The 14,429-nt window shown below is 55.7% G+C and carries 12 protein-coding genes and 1 other annotated feature; of the genes, 6 read left to right on the plus strand and 6 right to left on the minus strand.

All coding sequences use genetic code 11. The features are described from left to right. The first annotated feature begins 28 nt into the window (after positions 1–28). Entirely contained in the window at positions 29–2,212 is a 2,184-nt protein-coding gene (locus BN2684_RS03070) for a carbohydrate-binding domain-containing protein (protein ID WP_082651720.1), read from the plus strand. Between the two features lie 231 nt (positions 2,213–2,443). Beyond that, the gene (locus BN2684_RS03075; protein WP_058300710.1) at positions 2,444–4,828 is read left to right on the plus strand and encodes a GH36-type glycosyl hydrolase domain-containing protein; all 2,385 of its coding nucleotides are present in this window, start codon (positions 2,444–2,446) and stop codon (positions 4,826–4,828) included. Between the two features lie 12 nt (positions 4,829–4,840). Here BN2684_RS03075 and BN2684_RS03080 read toward each other — a convergent pair whose 3' ends face one another. Next, a complete protein-coding gene (locus tag BN2684_RS03080) occupies positions 4,841–5,719 on the minus strand; it encodes a LysR family transcriptional regulator (protein ID WP_058300711.1) in 879 nt (292 codons plus the stop codon). Between the two features lie 190 nt (positions 5,720–5,909). On the opposite strand from BN2684_RS03080, the gene BN2684_RS03085 reads away from it, so the two are divergent. From BN2684_RS03085 to BN2684_RS03100, 4 genes are all read left to right on the plus strand, one after another. Further along, on the plus strand, positions 5,910–6,932 hold the full coding sequence (locus BN2684_RS03085; protein ID WP_148449884.1) for a YeiH family protein: 1,023 nt from the start codon (positions 5,910–5,912) through the stop codon (positions 6,930–6,932). Positions 6,933–7,026: 94 nt separating this feature from the next. Next, the gene (locus BN2684_RS03090) at positions 7,027–7,692 is read left to right on the plus strand and encodes a YdeI/OmpD-associated family protein (protein ID WP_058300713.1); all 666 of its coding nucleotides are present in this window, start codon (positions 7,027–7,029) and stop codon (positions 7,690–7,692) included. Positions 7,693–7,738: 46 nt separating this feature from the next. Next, positions 7,739–8,164 (plus strand): DUF1801 domain-containing protein, encoded by a 426-nt coding sequence (locus tag BN2684_RS03095; protein WP_058300714.1) that lies wholly within the window; start codon positions 7,739–7,741, stop codon positions 8,162–8,164. A gap of 128 nt (positions 8,165–8,292) precedes the next feature. Beyond that, complete coding sequence (locus tag BN2684_RS03100; RefSeq protein WP_058300715.1) at positions 8,293–8,919, plus strand: nitroreductase family protein; 627 nt, start codon at positions 8,293–8,295, stop codon at positions 8,917–8,919. Positions 8,920–9,055: 136 nt separating this feature from the next. Here BN2684_RS03100 and BN2684_RS03105 read toward each other — a convergent pair whose 3' ends face one another. The 5 genes from BN2684_RS03105 to BN2684_RS03125 form a co-directional block, all read right to left on the minus strand. Continuing rightward, positions 9,056–9,910 carry an aminoglycoside 6-adenylyltransferase gene (locus tag BN2684_RS03105; RefSeq protein ID WP_058300716.1) on the minus strand — a complete coding sequence of 285 codons (855 nt, stop codon included), beginning with the start codon at positions 9,908–9,910 and terminating at the stop codon, positions 9,056–9,058. An 89-nt stretch (positions 9,911–9,999) separates the two neighbouring features. Then, a complete protein-coding gene (locus BN2684_RS03110) occupies positions 10,000–10,854 on the minus strand; it encodes an AraC family transcriptional regulator (RefSeq protein ID WP_058300717.1) in 855 nt (284 codons plus the stop codon). A gap of 209 nt (positions 10,855–11,063) precedes the next feature. Beyond that, positions 11,064–11,273, minus strand: coding sequence for a small acid-soluble spore protein Tlp (gene tlp / locus BN2684_RS03115; protein WP_058300718.1), 210 nt, complete (start codon positions 11,271–11,273; stop codon positions 11,064–11,066). A gap of 173 nt (positions 11,274–11,446) precedes the next feature. Next, on the minus strand, positions 11,447–13,306 hold the full coding sequence (locus tag BN2684_RS03120) for an arginine--tRNA ligase (protein ID WP_058300719.1): 1,860 nt from the start codon (positions 13,304–13,306) through the stop codon (positions 11,447–11,449). Between the two features lie 47 nt (positions 13,307–13,353). Beyond that, positions 13,354–13,571: a binding site (T-box leader), on the minus strand. A 101-nt stretch (positions 13,572–13,672) separates the two neighbouring features. Further along, the gene (locus BN2684_RS03125) at positions 13,673–14,329 is read right to left on the minus strand and encodes a Crp/Fnr family transcriptional regulator (protein ID WP_058300720.1); all 657 of its coding nucleotides are present in this window, start codon (positions 14,327–14,329) and stop codon (positions 13,673–13,675) included. Positions 14,330–14,429 lie beyond the last annotated feature (100 nt).

The following is a 14,429-nucleotide window of genomic DNA, read 5'->3' on the forward strand; positions in this document are numbered from 1 at the left end:
GGTTCGGGAGACGAAAGGAAGATGTAAAATGAGTAAAATTATAGATATTGGCAAGACGGCGGCATTGGGACTTCTGTGCGCCGCTCTGCTTACCGCCTGCAACGGGACGACGAATGGTACGGCTGCCACCGGGAAGGAGGCGGCGGCCACGGCCGCGCAAAGTGGGAATACGACTGCTTCGGGTACGACTGCTGCTGTCACAGTGAGCCGCGAGGAGCTGGAGAAGGCGGTGACCTTCGATGACGAGGATAAGCTCACGGAGTGGAGCGCGGACAGCTCCACCGCCATTCAACTGAACGGGACGGCCGCAACGGTTACCGGCTCCGGAGCAGCGTATCAAGACGGAACGGTAACGATCACGAAAGCCGGCACCTATGTCCTGAGCGGCAAGCTCACAGATGGACAGATCGCCGTCAATGTCGAGGAGAAAGGAACCGTTCATCTCGTGCTGAACGGAGCGGAGATCGCAAACAGCGACAGCGCCGCGATCTACGTTCAGAAGGCTGACAAGACGGTGATCACGCTTCAGGAGGGCACGGTGAACGCCGTATCGGACGGCAAGACCTACACGTTCCCGGATGCGGACACGGATGAGCCATCCGCCGCCATCTTCAGCAAGGATGACCTGACGATCAACGGAACGGGTAAGCTGACGGTTACCGCGAATTATAACGACGGCATTACCGGGAAGGACGACCTGAAGATCGTGAGCGGGACCTTCGAGATTCAGGCCGCGGATGACGGCGTGGTCGGCAAGGACCTCGTCGCGGTGCAGGCAGGAACCTTCACCATCAAGGCGGAGGGAGACGGTATCAAATCGACCAACGATACCGATGCGGACAAAGGGATCATCGTCCTCGCCGGAGGCACGTATGACATTCAAGCCGGAAGCGACGCCGTGCAGGCGGAGACCTCGCTGCTCGTCCAAGACGGCACGTACACCCTGGTAACGGGCGGCGGCCACACGAATGCGGAGAAGAAGACGGAGGAGATGGGTCCCGGCGGCGGAATGGGCCAGCGTCCCGACATGGGAGCGCAAGGGGCGCCAGGTGCTCAAGGCACCCAGGGCACCCAAGGCACCCAAGGATCGAAGCAAGGTGCTGAAGGAACACAAGGCGCAGCATCTACGCAGCAGACGGGGACGGATCAGACATCCGCGAACTCCACGACAACGGAGGAAACGGCGGATACGCCCAGCACCAAAGGGCTGAAAGCTGGAGCAGGCTTGTTCGTTACGGGCGGCAGCTTCACGATCGATTCGGCGGACGATGCGATTCACAGCAACAACACGGTAGAGATCACGAACGGAGACTTTACGATCGCGACCGGCGATGATGGCATTCATGGCGATTCTGCGCTGACGATCAGCGGGGGAACGGTCAACATCACCGACAGCTATGAAGGACTGGAAGCGGCGACCATTACCCTTGCCGGCGGCGAGATTCATCTCGTCACCTCCGACGACGGAATCAACGCTTCGGGGAACGACGGTACGAACAATCAGCTGATCATTCAAGGCGGCTATGTAACGCTCAATGCCGGAGGCGACGGACTCGACTCGAACGGATCGATCACGATGAGCGGCGGAACGGTCATCGTTAACGGCCCGACCAATGACGGCAACGGCCCGCTCGATTATGACGCGACCTTCGAGATGACCGGCGGATTCCTGGTGGCGGCGGGAAGCTCGGGCATGGCCCAGGCGACATCGGACGCTTCGAGCCAGGCTTCGATCATCATGACCTACCCGCAAACCCAGCAAGCCGGGACGCTTGTTCATCTGGAAAACAGCGAGGGCAAGAGCATCCTGACCTTCGCTCCTGCCAAAGCGTATCAATCGGTAGTGGTCAGCTCACCCGAGCTGAAGACCGGCGGCAGCTACACGCTGTATTCCGGCGGTACCGCAACCGGAACGGCCAAGGATGGCCTCTATGCCGACGGAACGTATCAAGGCGGCACCAAGGTAACCGGCTTTGATATCTCGGGCAGCGTCACCTGGCTGAACGAATCCGGCGTAACCACAGCCAAGACCGGAGGTCCGGGCGGAGGAGGCGGCTTCGGCGGCGGCAACCGTGGTGGCGGCAGAGGCGAAGGAGGCGGCACAGGCAACGGCGGCACCCCGCCGGAAGGCGTCCCAGGCGGTGACGGCCCCACGGGCAACGGTGGGAATCCGCCGGAAGCGGCCCCGAGCACGAGTCCGAGCGGAACCTAAGGGAGCGCGGAGAATGAATCAAGGGTAGAAGAGCAGGAGGGTTGGACTCCAAGAGAGGGTCGGTTCCGGTCGCACACCGGAGCCGGCCCTTTTTCGCTTGGGTGAAGGGTTGACTCCGCCGCCGACAGGCTGATGACGGTTCTGCCAAGATCATAGGGTAAGGAATTTCGGCATCGCGCAGCGGTCATGCATTGTATAATACAGGTAACGCACACGAAAAGAGGTATAGCGATGATCCGAGCATCGGATGATAAGGAGTTTTGCGAGCTGACAAGTCCGACCCTTCTGCCCAAGGCGTCGGGGTTTCTATGGAATGAGAAGATGATGATTCATGTGAATTGCCGCGGGTATGCGGTGGCGCAGTTTATGCAGCCGGAGCCGAGCAAGTATGCGCATGCGCCAAATCTGGAAGCGAAGTCGTTCATGCAGCCGGAGCAGCCGTATTACGCCCATCACCCCGGCCGCTTTGTATATGTGAAGGACGAGGAAAGCGGGGAGCTTTTCTCCGCTCCTTATGAACCGACCCGGGTTCCGGCCGATCACTATACCTTTTCGGTGGGAAAGAGCCGCGTCGGATGGACAGTCGCTTATCAGGGCATCGAGGTGGAGATGAGCTTGACTCTGCCGAGGGAGGAGCCGATTGAGCTTTGGCGCGTAAAGGTCCGAAATCTTACGAATGCGAGCAAGCGGCTGAGTGTCTATCCGTATTTTACAGTCGGATATATGTCGTGGATGAATCAGTCCGGCGAGTATAACGAGGAGCTTCAAGCCATCGTGTGCAGCTCGATTACGCCGTATCAGAAATACCAGGATTACGACAAAATCAAGGAATTCCGCGACAAAACCTTCCTGCTTGCAGATCGAACGCCCACCGCTTGGGAAGTGAGTCAGGAGGCATTCGAGGGTGAGGGCGGCATCATGCAGCCGTCCGCGCTTCTGGAGGAGGAGCTGGCTAAAGGAGATGCCCGGTACGAAACTCCGGCGGCCGCTCTGCAATACCGGATCGAGCTTGCTCCGGGGGAAGAGGCGAGCTGCCGGTTTCTCTTCGGTCCAGCCAAGGACGAAGCGCAAATCGCTCAGATCCGCAGGGATTATCTCGGAGTGACTTCGCACGAAGAGGACAGAGAGGACGGTTTCGCGGCGGCGGAGCGGGACTATGAGCAGTACATAAGAGAAGGCGCCGGCTGCATCGAGATCACGACCCCCGATCCTGAGCTCGATACCTTCGTGAATCATTGGCTTCCCCGGCAGATGTATTATCACGGACAGACGAACCGCCTTACGACCGATCCCCAAACGCGCAATTTCCTGCAGGACCATATGGGGATGAGCTACATCAAGCCGCAGACCGCGAGAGCAGCCTTCCTCCTTGCCGTGAGCCAGCAGCAGGTAAACGGAGCTATGCCGGACGGTATCCTGCTGCATAGGGATGCGGAGTTGAAATACATCAACCAGGTGCCGCATACGGACCACTGCGTCTGGCTGCCCATCTGCCTCAGCACGTACTTAAGCGAGACGAACGACTATTCGATCTTAGAGGAAAAGGTTCCTTATGCGGACGGGAGCGAGATCGGCGCCGTCCACGAGCATATCGACCGGGCGATGCGTTGGCTTGCCCGCGACCGGGACGAGCGGGGCTTGAATTATATCAACCAGGGCGACTGGTGCGACCCGATGAACATGGTGGGGTACAAAGGGAAGGGCGTCTCTGGCTGGCTCACCATCGCGACGGCCTATGCGTTTCTCGTATGGGCCGATATATGTGATGCCAGCGGAAGGCATGAAGCCGGCGAGGAATACCGTCGCGCCGCCAAGACAACGAATGAAGCCGTAAATGCCCATCTGTGGGACGGCGAATGGTATGCGCGGGGCATCACGGATGACAATGTCGTCTTCGGGATCAGCGCCGATCCGGAGGGCCGGATCTTCCTCAATCCCCAAGGCTGGTCGCTGCTCAGTGGAGCGGCGGACGAGGAGAAGCGCGAGAAGCTGATGAGGGCGGTTCGCGAACAGCTGGAGACGCCTTACGGGGTCGAGAAGCTGGCTCCCTCCTTCACCGCCATGCGGGAGGATGTGGGCCGGGTGACGCAGAAGCATCCCGGCACTGCCGAGAATGGTGCCGTCTATAACCATGCGGCAGCTTTCTACATCTATGCCCTGTATGCGGTCGGGGAACCGGACGATGCGTACCGCCTGCTGCGGAAGATGCTTCCCGGACCCGACTTGGACGATCTCGTTCAACGGGGTCAGTTGCCGGTGTTCATCCCGAACTATTACCGCGGCGCCTACCGGCAGTACCCGCGCACGGCCGGGCGGTCCAGCCACCTGTTCAATACGGGAACGGTTCCGTGGGTGTACCGTTGTCTGATCGACGGTTTGTTCGGCGTGCAGGGTACTCCCGAAGGCATTCGCATCCGGCCTCAGCTTCCTTCCGATTGGAATTCGGCTACGATCAAGCGCAGCTTTCGAGGGGCGACTCTTCATATCGAGATGAGCCGGGAGCCGGGTGTTCAGGAGATGGAAGTATACGCGGGTGATGTCCGCCTTCAAGACGGACTCCTGAAGGAGCTGAGACCAGGTACGGACTATCGTGTGGTCGTCAAGCTTCCGAGCTGATGCCAAGAAGGTTCACGCCTGTAGCAGCTTGCGGATGAACATCTCCACCGCGAGCGTTGAGGAATGATCCTTGTTTCGGATAATCCAGAAATCACGTTTCGGCAATCGGGGAGTGAGAGGGAGGGCCAGCATTTCGCCGGACTCCAATTCCTTGCGCATAATCCAGCGCGAGAGAAGGGAGATGCCAAGACCGGCTGCCGCCGCTTCTTTCACTCCCTGACTGCTGTTGAACACATAGGCCTTCTTCACCCGCAGCCCTGCCTCCCGAATGAAATGATCGCTGTAAGATCGGGTGCCTGATCCGTGCTCCCGAAAGACCCAGACTTGGTCCTGGAGCATGTCCGGCCTTACGGATTTTTTGGAATGGAGGGGATGATCCTTGGAGGCCACAAGCAGCATTTCATCCTTTTGGTAAAAGGTAAGCTGGAATTTCTCCGGCGACACCTCCCCCTCTACGACTCCGATGTCGAGTACGTTCGCTTTCAACGCTTGTGCAATCTCCTCCGTATTTGCAATGGTGACCTCGATCTCGACCTCCGGATACTGGCGGGCAAAATCAGCCAACAGACGCGGAAGAAGATATTCCCCGATGGTGAAGCTGGCTCCGATATGGATGACCCCCGACACTCGTTCGTGCAGCAGGCGGATTTCTTCTTTCCCCTGGTCATAGAGCGCCAGAATTTCCTTAGAACGCTTGTACAGAATATCCCCGGCTTCCGTGAGGCTCACCTGCTTCGGGGAGCGATGCAGAAGCTTCGCACCGATTTCATGCTCCAGATTGCGGATATGGAGAGATACGGCGGGCTGAGACAGGTTCAGCAGCTCGGCCGCTCTGGAGAAATGCCTTTGTTCGGCTACGGTGACAAAAACACGCAGAGTTTCTGCGACCATCGATTCGCCCTCCTCGATCTGCGGGAATGGCTCCCGGTGCTTCCGATCCACTTAATCATAAGAATTCCTCATGATAATCATAGTTTATTGTCATTTCACTTATCGTTCAAGTGGACGTATAGTTAGTTCTGCGAAATTGATCCAATTGCTACGGAAAGCGGGAGTGAGAAGAATGGCAAGAGAGGAAGGAATGTCGGGCAGAACAGGCCAAGGAGTGAAATTCGCGCTGGGCGTTGGTTTGACGCTGCTGCTTGCAGCCGCTGCCAAGCAGCTGGCGGATCTCCCTTTTCTGCGGATCATGGGACAGCTCGTGATCGCGATCCTGCTCGGGATGATCTGGAGGGCGAGCTTGGGTGTTCCCACGCAAGTGATGAGCGGAGCCTCCTTCTCAAGCAAAAGGCTTCTTCGTTACGGAATCATCCTGCTCGGGATGAGGCTGAATTTACAGGATATCGTTCAAGCCGGCCCGAAAATCCTGCTGCTCGCCGTCGTGAACGTTGGGGTGACGATAACGGTCGTCTATGGAACCGCTCGTCTGCTCAAGGTGCGCAAGCCGCTTGGGATTCTAACCGCCTGCGGGACTGCCATTTGCGGGGCAGCCGCGGTTGTCGCCATCTCGCCGCAAGTCAAGGCGGATGATGATGAGATTGCGATCGGGGCGGCGACGGTGGCCATTCTCGGGACCCTCTTCACCCTTCTCTATACGTTTCTCTACCCGGTGCTCGGTCTGACGCCCCATGGCTACGGTGTATTCTCTGGGGCGACGCTGCACGAGGTCGCTCATGTTGTTGCGGCGGCCGACCCCGTCGGCAAAGCCGCGGTCGATCCGGCGGTTGTGGTGAAATTGACGCGGGTCGCCCTCTTAGTACCGGTGGCCATCGTCATCGGTGCCTGGACCCATCGGGGAGAAGCACTCGAGGGGGAGAAAGGGAGCGAGGGAGGGTGGAAACGAATCCCGATCCCTTGGTTCGTAGTGGGTTTTCTGCTGATGAGCGGGGTCAACACCGCTCGGATCTTACCGGAGGGCGCAACGGCCGGGCTCATCACGGCCGCGTATATGCTGATTGCCATGGCGATGGCCGGACTTGGCCTGAATGTAGACCTGGTGACCTTTCGACGCTTGGGAATGAAGCCGTTCGCCGCTGGTTTGCTGGGGTCTGTCGTGCTTTCGGTCATGGGATATATTCTCGTGCTTGCGCTGGGGTTGAACTAGTGCACTTTCTATTTCGCTCTAAACATGATACGGTTTGCTTATCTGGCAAAAGTCACAATTCCATCGATGATCCCATCTTCCGAGGAGGCCACCCATGTCCAAGACGATCGTAGAGAAATTAAATTTGCACAAATTCAAAAAGGCGGCGGTGCTCAACAAGCCGGAGAGCGAGGATGCTTTTGCTGAGCTAAGCCCGTACGATACGGAACTGACCACGGACAGCTATGACCTGATCTTCGCGTTCGTTCTCGACATGGAATCCTTGCAGGATCTGGTGAGGAAAGTGATCGAGCACGACTCTCTTATGAAGGGCGGCTACCTGTTCGCGGCGTATCCGAAAAAAGGAAACAAGGTATACCCGACCTACATTCATCGCGATCAGCTCTTCGAGGGACTCGGCGCCGACGAGGACGGTTACATTGGGACAAGCAGCTTGAAATTCGCCCGCATGGTCGGGTATGACGATGTCTTTACGGTGGTCGGCCTGAAGGAAGAAGCACGGAAACAAACACAGGCTTCAACAAAACCGAGCCAAAGAGTCGACGATTACATCGTCCTGATTCCCGAGGTGGAAAAGGACTTAAGCGGCAGCCCCGAAGCGCTCCACTTTTATCAATCGCTTACTCCAGGGTACCGAAAGGATTGGGCGCGTTATGTGTACAGCGCCGTCCAGGAAGAAACGCGGGCCAAGCGCCGAGAAGAAATGATCGAGGTCTTGGGAGCGGGATATAAGAGCATAGAGCTCTATCGAAAAAGATAGCAGGGTGGATTCGATCCGACATCATGAGCGTATAGGAGGGGTAACGTTGGCTGAGCTGAAGACGAAGGAAACCGAGAACTGCGTGATCGAATTCATCGAGCAGGTCGAATCCCCCAAAAAACGCGAGGACGCCTATCTCCTGTTGGACGTTTTCCAAGAGGCAACCGGCTACCCGGCGAAGATGTGGGGACCGAGCATCATCGGCTTCGGCTCGTACCATTATATATATGCCTCAGGCCATGAAGGGGACGCGCCGCTCGTCGGCTATTCGCCCCGGAAAGCGAAGATCAGCTTGTACTTCGCTACCGGAGACGACCAGCGGGAGGAACTGCTGAAGGGCTTCGGCAAATACACCTCTGGCAAAGGGTGTATCTACATCAATAAAGTTGCGGACATTGACCTGGACGTTCTGAAGGCTTTGATCAACCAATCAGTAACGTTTCTTCAGGAAACCTACCCGGATAACCCTTGATTTTTGACTTCCAAAAAGGAATCTACTAATGTATAATAAGCCAATGGCAAGGATGATTCGTTTTTTCCATGAAGTGCAGATCGGCATGTACCATTTATCACATGGTTTATACATAGGAGGAAATCCACATGGCTGAAGTGACCGCTGTCGTCAAAGACAGAAGATCCGCAATGAAGTTTCAACCGGAGGTTCGCATTTCCAACGAGGAGCTGGACGAGCTGTTCAATCTGGTCAAGTTTGCTCCTTCGGCATTCAATTTGCAGCATACTCGTTACCTCGTGGTGACCGATCCCGAGCTTAAGGAGAAGGTTTACGAGGCGGCTAATCAGCAGTACAAAGTTAAGACCGCATCCGCGGTCATCGTGGTGCTGGGCGATCTGGATGCCTACAAGCAGGTTGGGGAGATCAACCAAGGATTGCTCCAGTTGGGCGTCATCAATAAGCAGGAATACGACATGACCGTCGAATCGGTTCTCGGATTTTACGAGGAGGGCGGGGATACCTTCAAACGGGAAGAGGCGATCCGCAACAGCAGCTTGTCCGCCATGCTCTTCATGCTTGTCGCCAAGGACAAAGGATGGGACACCTGCCCGATGATCGGATTCAACCCGGAGAGCCTGAAGGAAGCGTTGCAGCTGCCGGACCGGCTCGTGCCGACCATGCTTATCACCCTGGGCAAGGAAGATACTTCCCGGCAAAGACCGCGCGGCTACCGCAAGCCAGTAGCGGAATTCGTCAGCTACAACACCCTGTAAGCAGGGGAATCCTCGCCGGCTCACCACTCGAATCGTGTGGATACAATGCGGCGTCAATCGGCCTGATCCGCAACATTCTTACGTTTAGCCTATATAGACCAAGAACCGGGGGCATCCGTCTCCCGGTTCTTGGCGTCTATCCCCAATTCTCCGAATCGTCCGCATTCATCCTCTTCTCAAAGTAGGAGATGACCTGCCGCGCGATGGTGTCCGGATAATCGATTCCTTTGGCTTTGCACAGCTCTTCCGCATCCTGCCGGAATAGAAGCATGCTGCTTCTTATCGCAGCTTCCAGATCAGCAAATTCCGCCTTCGCAAAATAACCCAGCACATGCTGCTGCTTCTCTTCCGGAACGCAATACTTGACCTTGCTTTCCCAAGAGCCCCAATCCAGCGTGTCGTATTGGCTCAGCAAGAGGTCCACATGCGCGTGAAACAGGACATCGATATTTTTGAGCAGCTTAAACCGGTCTTGGCGCTTGAAGTATTTGATCAGCATCTCGGTATGAAACCAGTAGGTGTCCATCGCCCTGACCGCATCGGGGATGTGGTTATCGGTCCGGTAGCCTCTATCGAGAAACTCCGCGACTTCCCCGTCTCTGTCAAAGATGATCTGCTCCCGTGAACAGCCCTTGCAATGCTGCCGGCACATCCATTCCTCGGGATAATCGGCGTTAATGATAAAAAAATCAAACTGATGCAGGTTATCCCCCAAGCGAATCACGCTGCAGTAATTTTTGAAATGCGCATCATTAAAGCTTTCGCCCCAGAAGATCAACAGCTCGTCCGAAGCCTCGGCAAGCACCTTGGGCGCATCCGCGGCAAAGTCTTCAAAGTCTTCATCCGCCACCAGAAAGACAGGGTCGTAATCCGAATAAACGTCTTGCTCTGCTCGGCTTATCGATCCGTAGTGCCAACCGCCCTTGCAACGCGGATCCTTTTGCAAGAGGTTCACCACGCGATCGAATGCAGCCTCCAGGTCCCTGTGCATGAAAGCACTTCCCTTCCTTGTCTCTACTGTCATCGTACGGGATCAAGGCGGGGAAGTCTTGTTCATTTTTAACCTGTTCTTGTCAAATCTTATCTTTTCGCATAATCGCGTTCCATTCGGATTTTGTACTTGGCCGGTGTCTCGTGATATACCCTTTTGAACGCCTCGATAAAGGCTTTCACATTGGAAAAGCCGTTGTTTAAGGCGATTTCCGTAATGGAAGCATCCCGGTTCATCAGCTCCTGATGGGCATAATAGAGCCGGATCGCCGTGAGATAATGGTAGAAGGTTTCGCCGGTCGTTTTCTTGAAAAAGCGCGAAAAATAAGTGGGAGACATCCCGACCTCGTCAGCGATCTCATTCAACGAAATGTCGTTCTCATAATGAGTCTCCAGATAGGCGATGGCTTTTTTTAAGTGGAACATGCTTTTCTGCTCATACCTGCCGAACAGATGGTCCTGCCTCTTTTTCTTGCAAGCTTGTAACAGAACGAGGCATATCTCTCTTAAAGCGATGGAAATCTCCAGCTCATAGAATTCCTTCTTTGCTTCATAGAGTTCCGCACACCGAAGGATGAGCGCTTTCACGTTTGCCTGTGCCTTTTCGTTTCCGGTGAAGTCGAAATAATAGGAATCCACATCGGGACAATAGTCCTTTAGCATTGGATAAGAGAGCAAGATCGTGATGGAGCACATGGGGGTTACTCGATCATACCCAGCCGTCTCGTGCAAGTCGCCGCTGTTGACGAAGAAGAATTCTCCGGCACGGGCTTCGGTCTGCTTCCCGTTGATCTTTCCGCTTATTCTGCCTTCCAACACAAGATCGAACTCCAGATGAGTATGCCAGTGCAAGGGGTAATGGCAGGTAGTGTCTTGGGGTTTGCCGATATAGATTTTGGCGGGGATGATCGAATCCGTCTCGATTCGCTCTTGATAATAGTTCATGGCGGGGCCTCCACGATCCTTCTATCTCTGACTATATTCGATTTCCCCGAACGTGCAAGAGCCACTTTCACGGAATAGAGGGCAACTCGCCTTCCCACGGGAAGAGCGGGTGGTCTCAGGGGTCCCGGAAAGTGGCCGAGAGAAAGACTATGGTGTGTTTTCAAACCGAATTTCGGCCAGTTGGGTTTGATACCACGCCTTAGTGGAGATTAGACTTCGTCTTTGATTTCCTCCTGGAAGCCTTGGATGCTCTCCTTGCGACGTTCATTCTTCTTCTCGATTTGGCTGCGTTCTTCGTCGCTGATCTCGGAGGAGAACTCGTTCAGGTAATCTTCTGCTTCATTCAGGTTCTCCAAGGTGTTCTGAATGCTCTGTTGCAAATGCTCAACATTGTCTGCCCGATTGTCCGGTTTGGCCATTGCTTCGCACCTCCTGGGATTGGAGCGCTCATGGAGCGAGCGCTACCCACTAGCTTGAGCGCGGCCGGATATAATTATGCAGATGTACCCAATTCCCATACCGATAGAAATCGACTCCTATCTGCACGACTAAGGTTGACAGCATGTCAGGTCCATGTCGCTGCCCGTATCGCCTACATCCGATTAGGAGCCGGAAGCCCTAGCACCGACAAGGCGTCGGCCATGGTCTCTTGGAACTTTGACGTCAGCCAGAGCCGGAAGCCCAACTCGCCGTCGGGCGCTTTCAAGATCGGAACTGCGCCGTAGAAAGCATTGAACAGCACCGCAAGCTCGTGAGCGTAGGAGCAGATCAAGCTTGGCGACAGCTCGCAGCTCGCCAGATGAAGCGTATCTGGCCAATGGGCGAGCTGCTTCAGCAGGGCAAGCTCCGCCTTGACGGGCTGAGCTGGAAATGAGGGGGCGGGAGGCGACGTAATCCCGGCTTTGCTCAGCAGATTGGCCGCTCTGGCGTGGGAGTACATGAGATATACGCCGGAATTGCCTGTCGTCTCCGTCGCTTGTCCGATATCGAAGATCACCTCGGTGGGAAGGCTGAAGCGGAGGAGGTAATACCGGATCGCTGCGGCGGCGATGGTGCGGCTAGGCAGCCCCTGCTTGTCGGAGCGTTTGGTCTCGATCACGGCCTCCATGCGGTCGAGCAGCTCGGTGACTTTGATTCCGATTCCCTGCCTGCCGGACATGGCATAGGAGGGTTTGCCCGCTGAGGTGTCGATTCCGAGTTCCTCGGCTGCGGCGGGGCTGAGGGACACAACGCCGTAGCTGACGTGGCGCAGCTTCTGGGCTTGAGCTTGGAAGCCGAGCAGCTCAAAGGCTTGCTTGACCATGGCTTGAGGATAGTGCTGGCGGTAATCGATGACATTTACGACGAGATCCGCCCCTCCGAACTCGCCAGTCGTTCCTGCGCGGTGGGTGGAGCCGATCCCGTCCGCAAAGGCTTTGTAGCGAAAATCTTTGTCTAGCAGCCCGAACTTCCAGAGGTGATAGGCGATATCCTTGGCCGTATAGGTCAGGATTCCGTTGGAGCGCACAAGAACTTTATCTGCGATATGCTCGGAATCGTTCGTTCCCGCTGCCGAGCTTCCCTGCGTCAAAACCCAACAGCCCTGCAAGGCCCCCGCCGATTCCTGATAAAAGTGGCCGGTCTGCTGCAAGAGGTGGAATGCCGAATCCCAAAACCCCTCCCGGACAATCTCGCTTTCCCAAACAAGCAAGTCGTATCCGACGTCGAAGGCCTTCATCTCGTCGAGATGTTCTCGAACGATCCTCTCCGCCGCCAGCAGTCCGATCCAGGCGGTATTATCGTCCCCTTTTTCCAAGGAATGAAGGACGTTCGTCCTCTCTGCAGCCAGCTCGGGGGATGCTTCATATTCCCGGTTTACGCGCGCATACAGATCCCAGCAGTAGTCGCCAAAGCGGCTGTGATCGTGTTCATAGGGAAGGTGAAGAAGCCCGACCACGGTATCGGCCAGCTGATTGCCGAGGTCATCGATGTAATTGTGCACTTCGACCTGATAGCCGACTCTCCGCATGAGCCGCGCCAGCGTATCTCCAATGCACGAGTTCCTCAGATGTCCGATATGGGCGGATTTATTCGGATTGATGGAGGTGTGCTCGATCACAGCCTTTTCTCCGGGATTCTGCGGAACGGTGAACTCCCGTCCAGCCCACTGCTCCCAGTCCAGGAATAGGTTGAGGAATCCCGGCGGAGCCACTTCGATCCTCGATAAGAGATGATCCAAATAGCCGTCCGCTTCCAGCTTGGCTTTGATCGCATGAGCGATCTGTTGCGGGGGCTGGCGCAGGACTTTGGCAAGCTGCAGAGGCGCGTTGGTGGAATAATCGCCGTGCTCCAGATAGGTGGGCTGCTCCAGATGCAGAACGAGGGGAGGGGGATCGCGTCGCTCGCCGTTCTCCACAATCTGATGCACCGCATTGCTCAGCCCTTGAATGATCGTTTCGCTTAAGGTCGGCATTTCCTTTCTCTCCCTCTTTCGCATGAAATAAAAAAGCCCCGTCTCTAAAAAGAGACGAAGGCATGTGCATTCGCGGTACCACTCTTGTTGTTATACGACTGTATAACCCCTTGATCGAGATAACGGTCTCGGCCGCGGCTTCCTACCCTTCATTCGGAAGCCGATCTCTCGGGTGCGCTTCACTAACGGACGTCGTACCGGCTCTCACTCTCCCGGCTCGCTTGGCCTTCTGTTCCGCAGCTACTGTCCCTGTCATGGAAGATGCTGTATGGTTTTTACCAGTATAGCGAACTCTCGGAAAAAGTCAAAGAGAAAAAACGGCCCTTCCCATCCCAATTGGTGCTGTTATCCACGCGGGCGTTGGCCTTACCCTTTCAGCATCTTTTTCAGCTCATCCATATCGGTGATATAGATATAGCCGTCCTCCCGGCTGATGATGTTCATTTTGATCAGATGGCTCATGATCTTCGACACCGTGATCCGCGAGCAGCCCATGAGATCGGCGAACAGCTGATGGGTGACCTTCGTGTTGATCTTGATGCCCCTGTCCGTCTCCACGCCGTAGTTGAAGCTCAGCCGGTAAATGTACTTGATGATGATCTGCTCCTTGTCGAGAAAAACCAGCTCGGTCACATGGTCGACGAGGAACTCGACGATCTCCGAGAGATTGCCCATCCAGCTCTCAGCCAGCTCCCGGTTGCTGAACAGCACGTCCAGGAAGGCCTTCTGTTCCATGACGCGGAAGGAGCATTTGGTCAGTGTCGTAGCGGACATGAAGTAGGGCCGCTTGGATGCGGACCAGAGATCCCCGATCAGCTCTCCCTTGTTCACGATGTACATGATCTTCTCGTTCCCGTCGGGCGTCGTGATCGAGAATTTCACCCGGCCGGACTCAATGTAATAGATCTGGTTGATCACCGTGCCTTCTTCAGCGATCAGGCGGTTTTTGCTCATGGTGACGACGGGACAGTCGGCAAAATGATCGCTCCACAGGTGGTTTTGGACATAGTGGGTTTTCGACATGGATGATGCCCTCCGATCCGAACTTGTGTCAGTAATTATGCCATGAATCAGGATGGCGATGAAAAAATGCAAGTAGAACACAGATGAAATCTTTTTTTCG

This window comes from Gorillibacterium timonense (assembly GCF_001457415.1).
In the GTDB taxonomy this organism is placed as follows: domain Bacteria; phylum Bacillota; class Bacilli; order Paenibacillales; family NBRC-103111; genus Gorillibacterium; species Gorillibacterium timonense.

Bases quoted from the DNA above. Each gene is read 5' to 3' on its own strand.
- BN2684_RS03120 (WP_058300719.1), bottom strand. From the start codon at position 13,306: ATGCCGACCTTAAGCGAAACGATCATTCAAGGGCTGAGCAATGCGGTG.
- tlp (WP_058300718.1), bottom strand. From the start codon at position 11,273: ATGGCCAAACCGGACAATCGGGCAGACAATGTTGAGCATTTGCAACAG.
- BN2684_RS03085 (WP_148449884.1), top strand. From the start codon at position 5,910: ATGTCGGGCAGAACAGGCCAAGGAGTGAAATTCGCGCTGGGCGTTGGT.
- BN2684_RS03105 (WP_058300716.1), bottom strand. From the start codon at position 9,910: ATGCACAGGGACCTGGAGGCTGCATTCGATCGCGTGGTGAACCTCTTG.
- BN2684_RS03075 (WP_058300710.1), top strand. From the start codon at position 2,444: ATGATCCGAGCATCGGATGATAAGGAGTTTTGCGAGCTGACAAGTCCG.
- BN2684_RS03070 (WP_082651720.1), top strand. From the start codon at position 29: ATGAGTAAAATTATAGATATTGGCAAGACGGCGGCATTGGGACTTCTG.
- BN2684_RS03125 (WP_058300720.1), bottom strand. From the start codon at position 14,329: ATGTCGAAAACCCACTATGTCCAAAACCACCTGTGGAGCGATCATTTT.
- BN2684_RS03090 (WP_058300713.1), top strand. From the start codon at position 7,027: ATGTCCAAGACGATCGTAGAGAAATTAAATTTGCACAAATTCAAAAAG.
- BN2684_RS03100 (WP_058300715.1), top strand. From the start codon at position 8,293: ATGGCTGAAGTGACCGCTGTCGTCAAAGACAGAAGATCCGCAATGAAG.
- BN2684_RS03110 (WP_058300717.1), bottom strand. From the start codon at position 10,854: ATGAACTATTATCAAGAGCGAATCGAGACGGATTCGATCATCCCCGCC.
- BN2684_RS03080 (WP_058300711.1), bottom strand. From the start codon at position 5,719: ATGGTCGCAGAAACTCTGCGTGTTTTTGTCACCGTAGCCGAACAAAGG.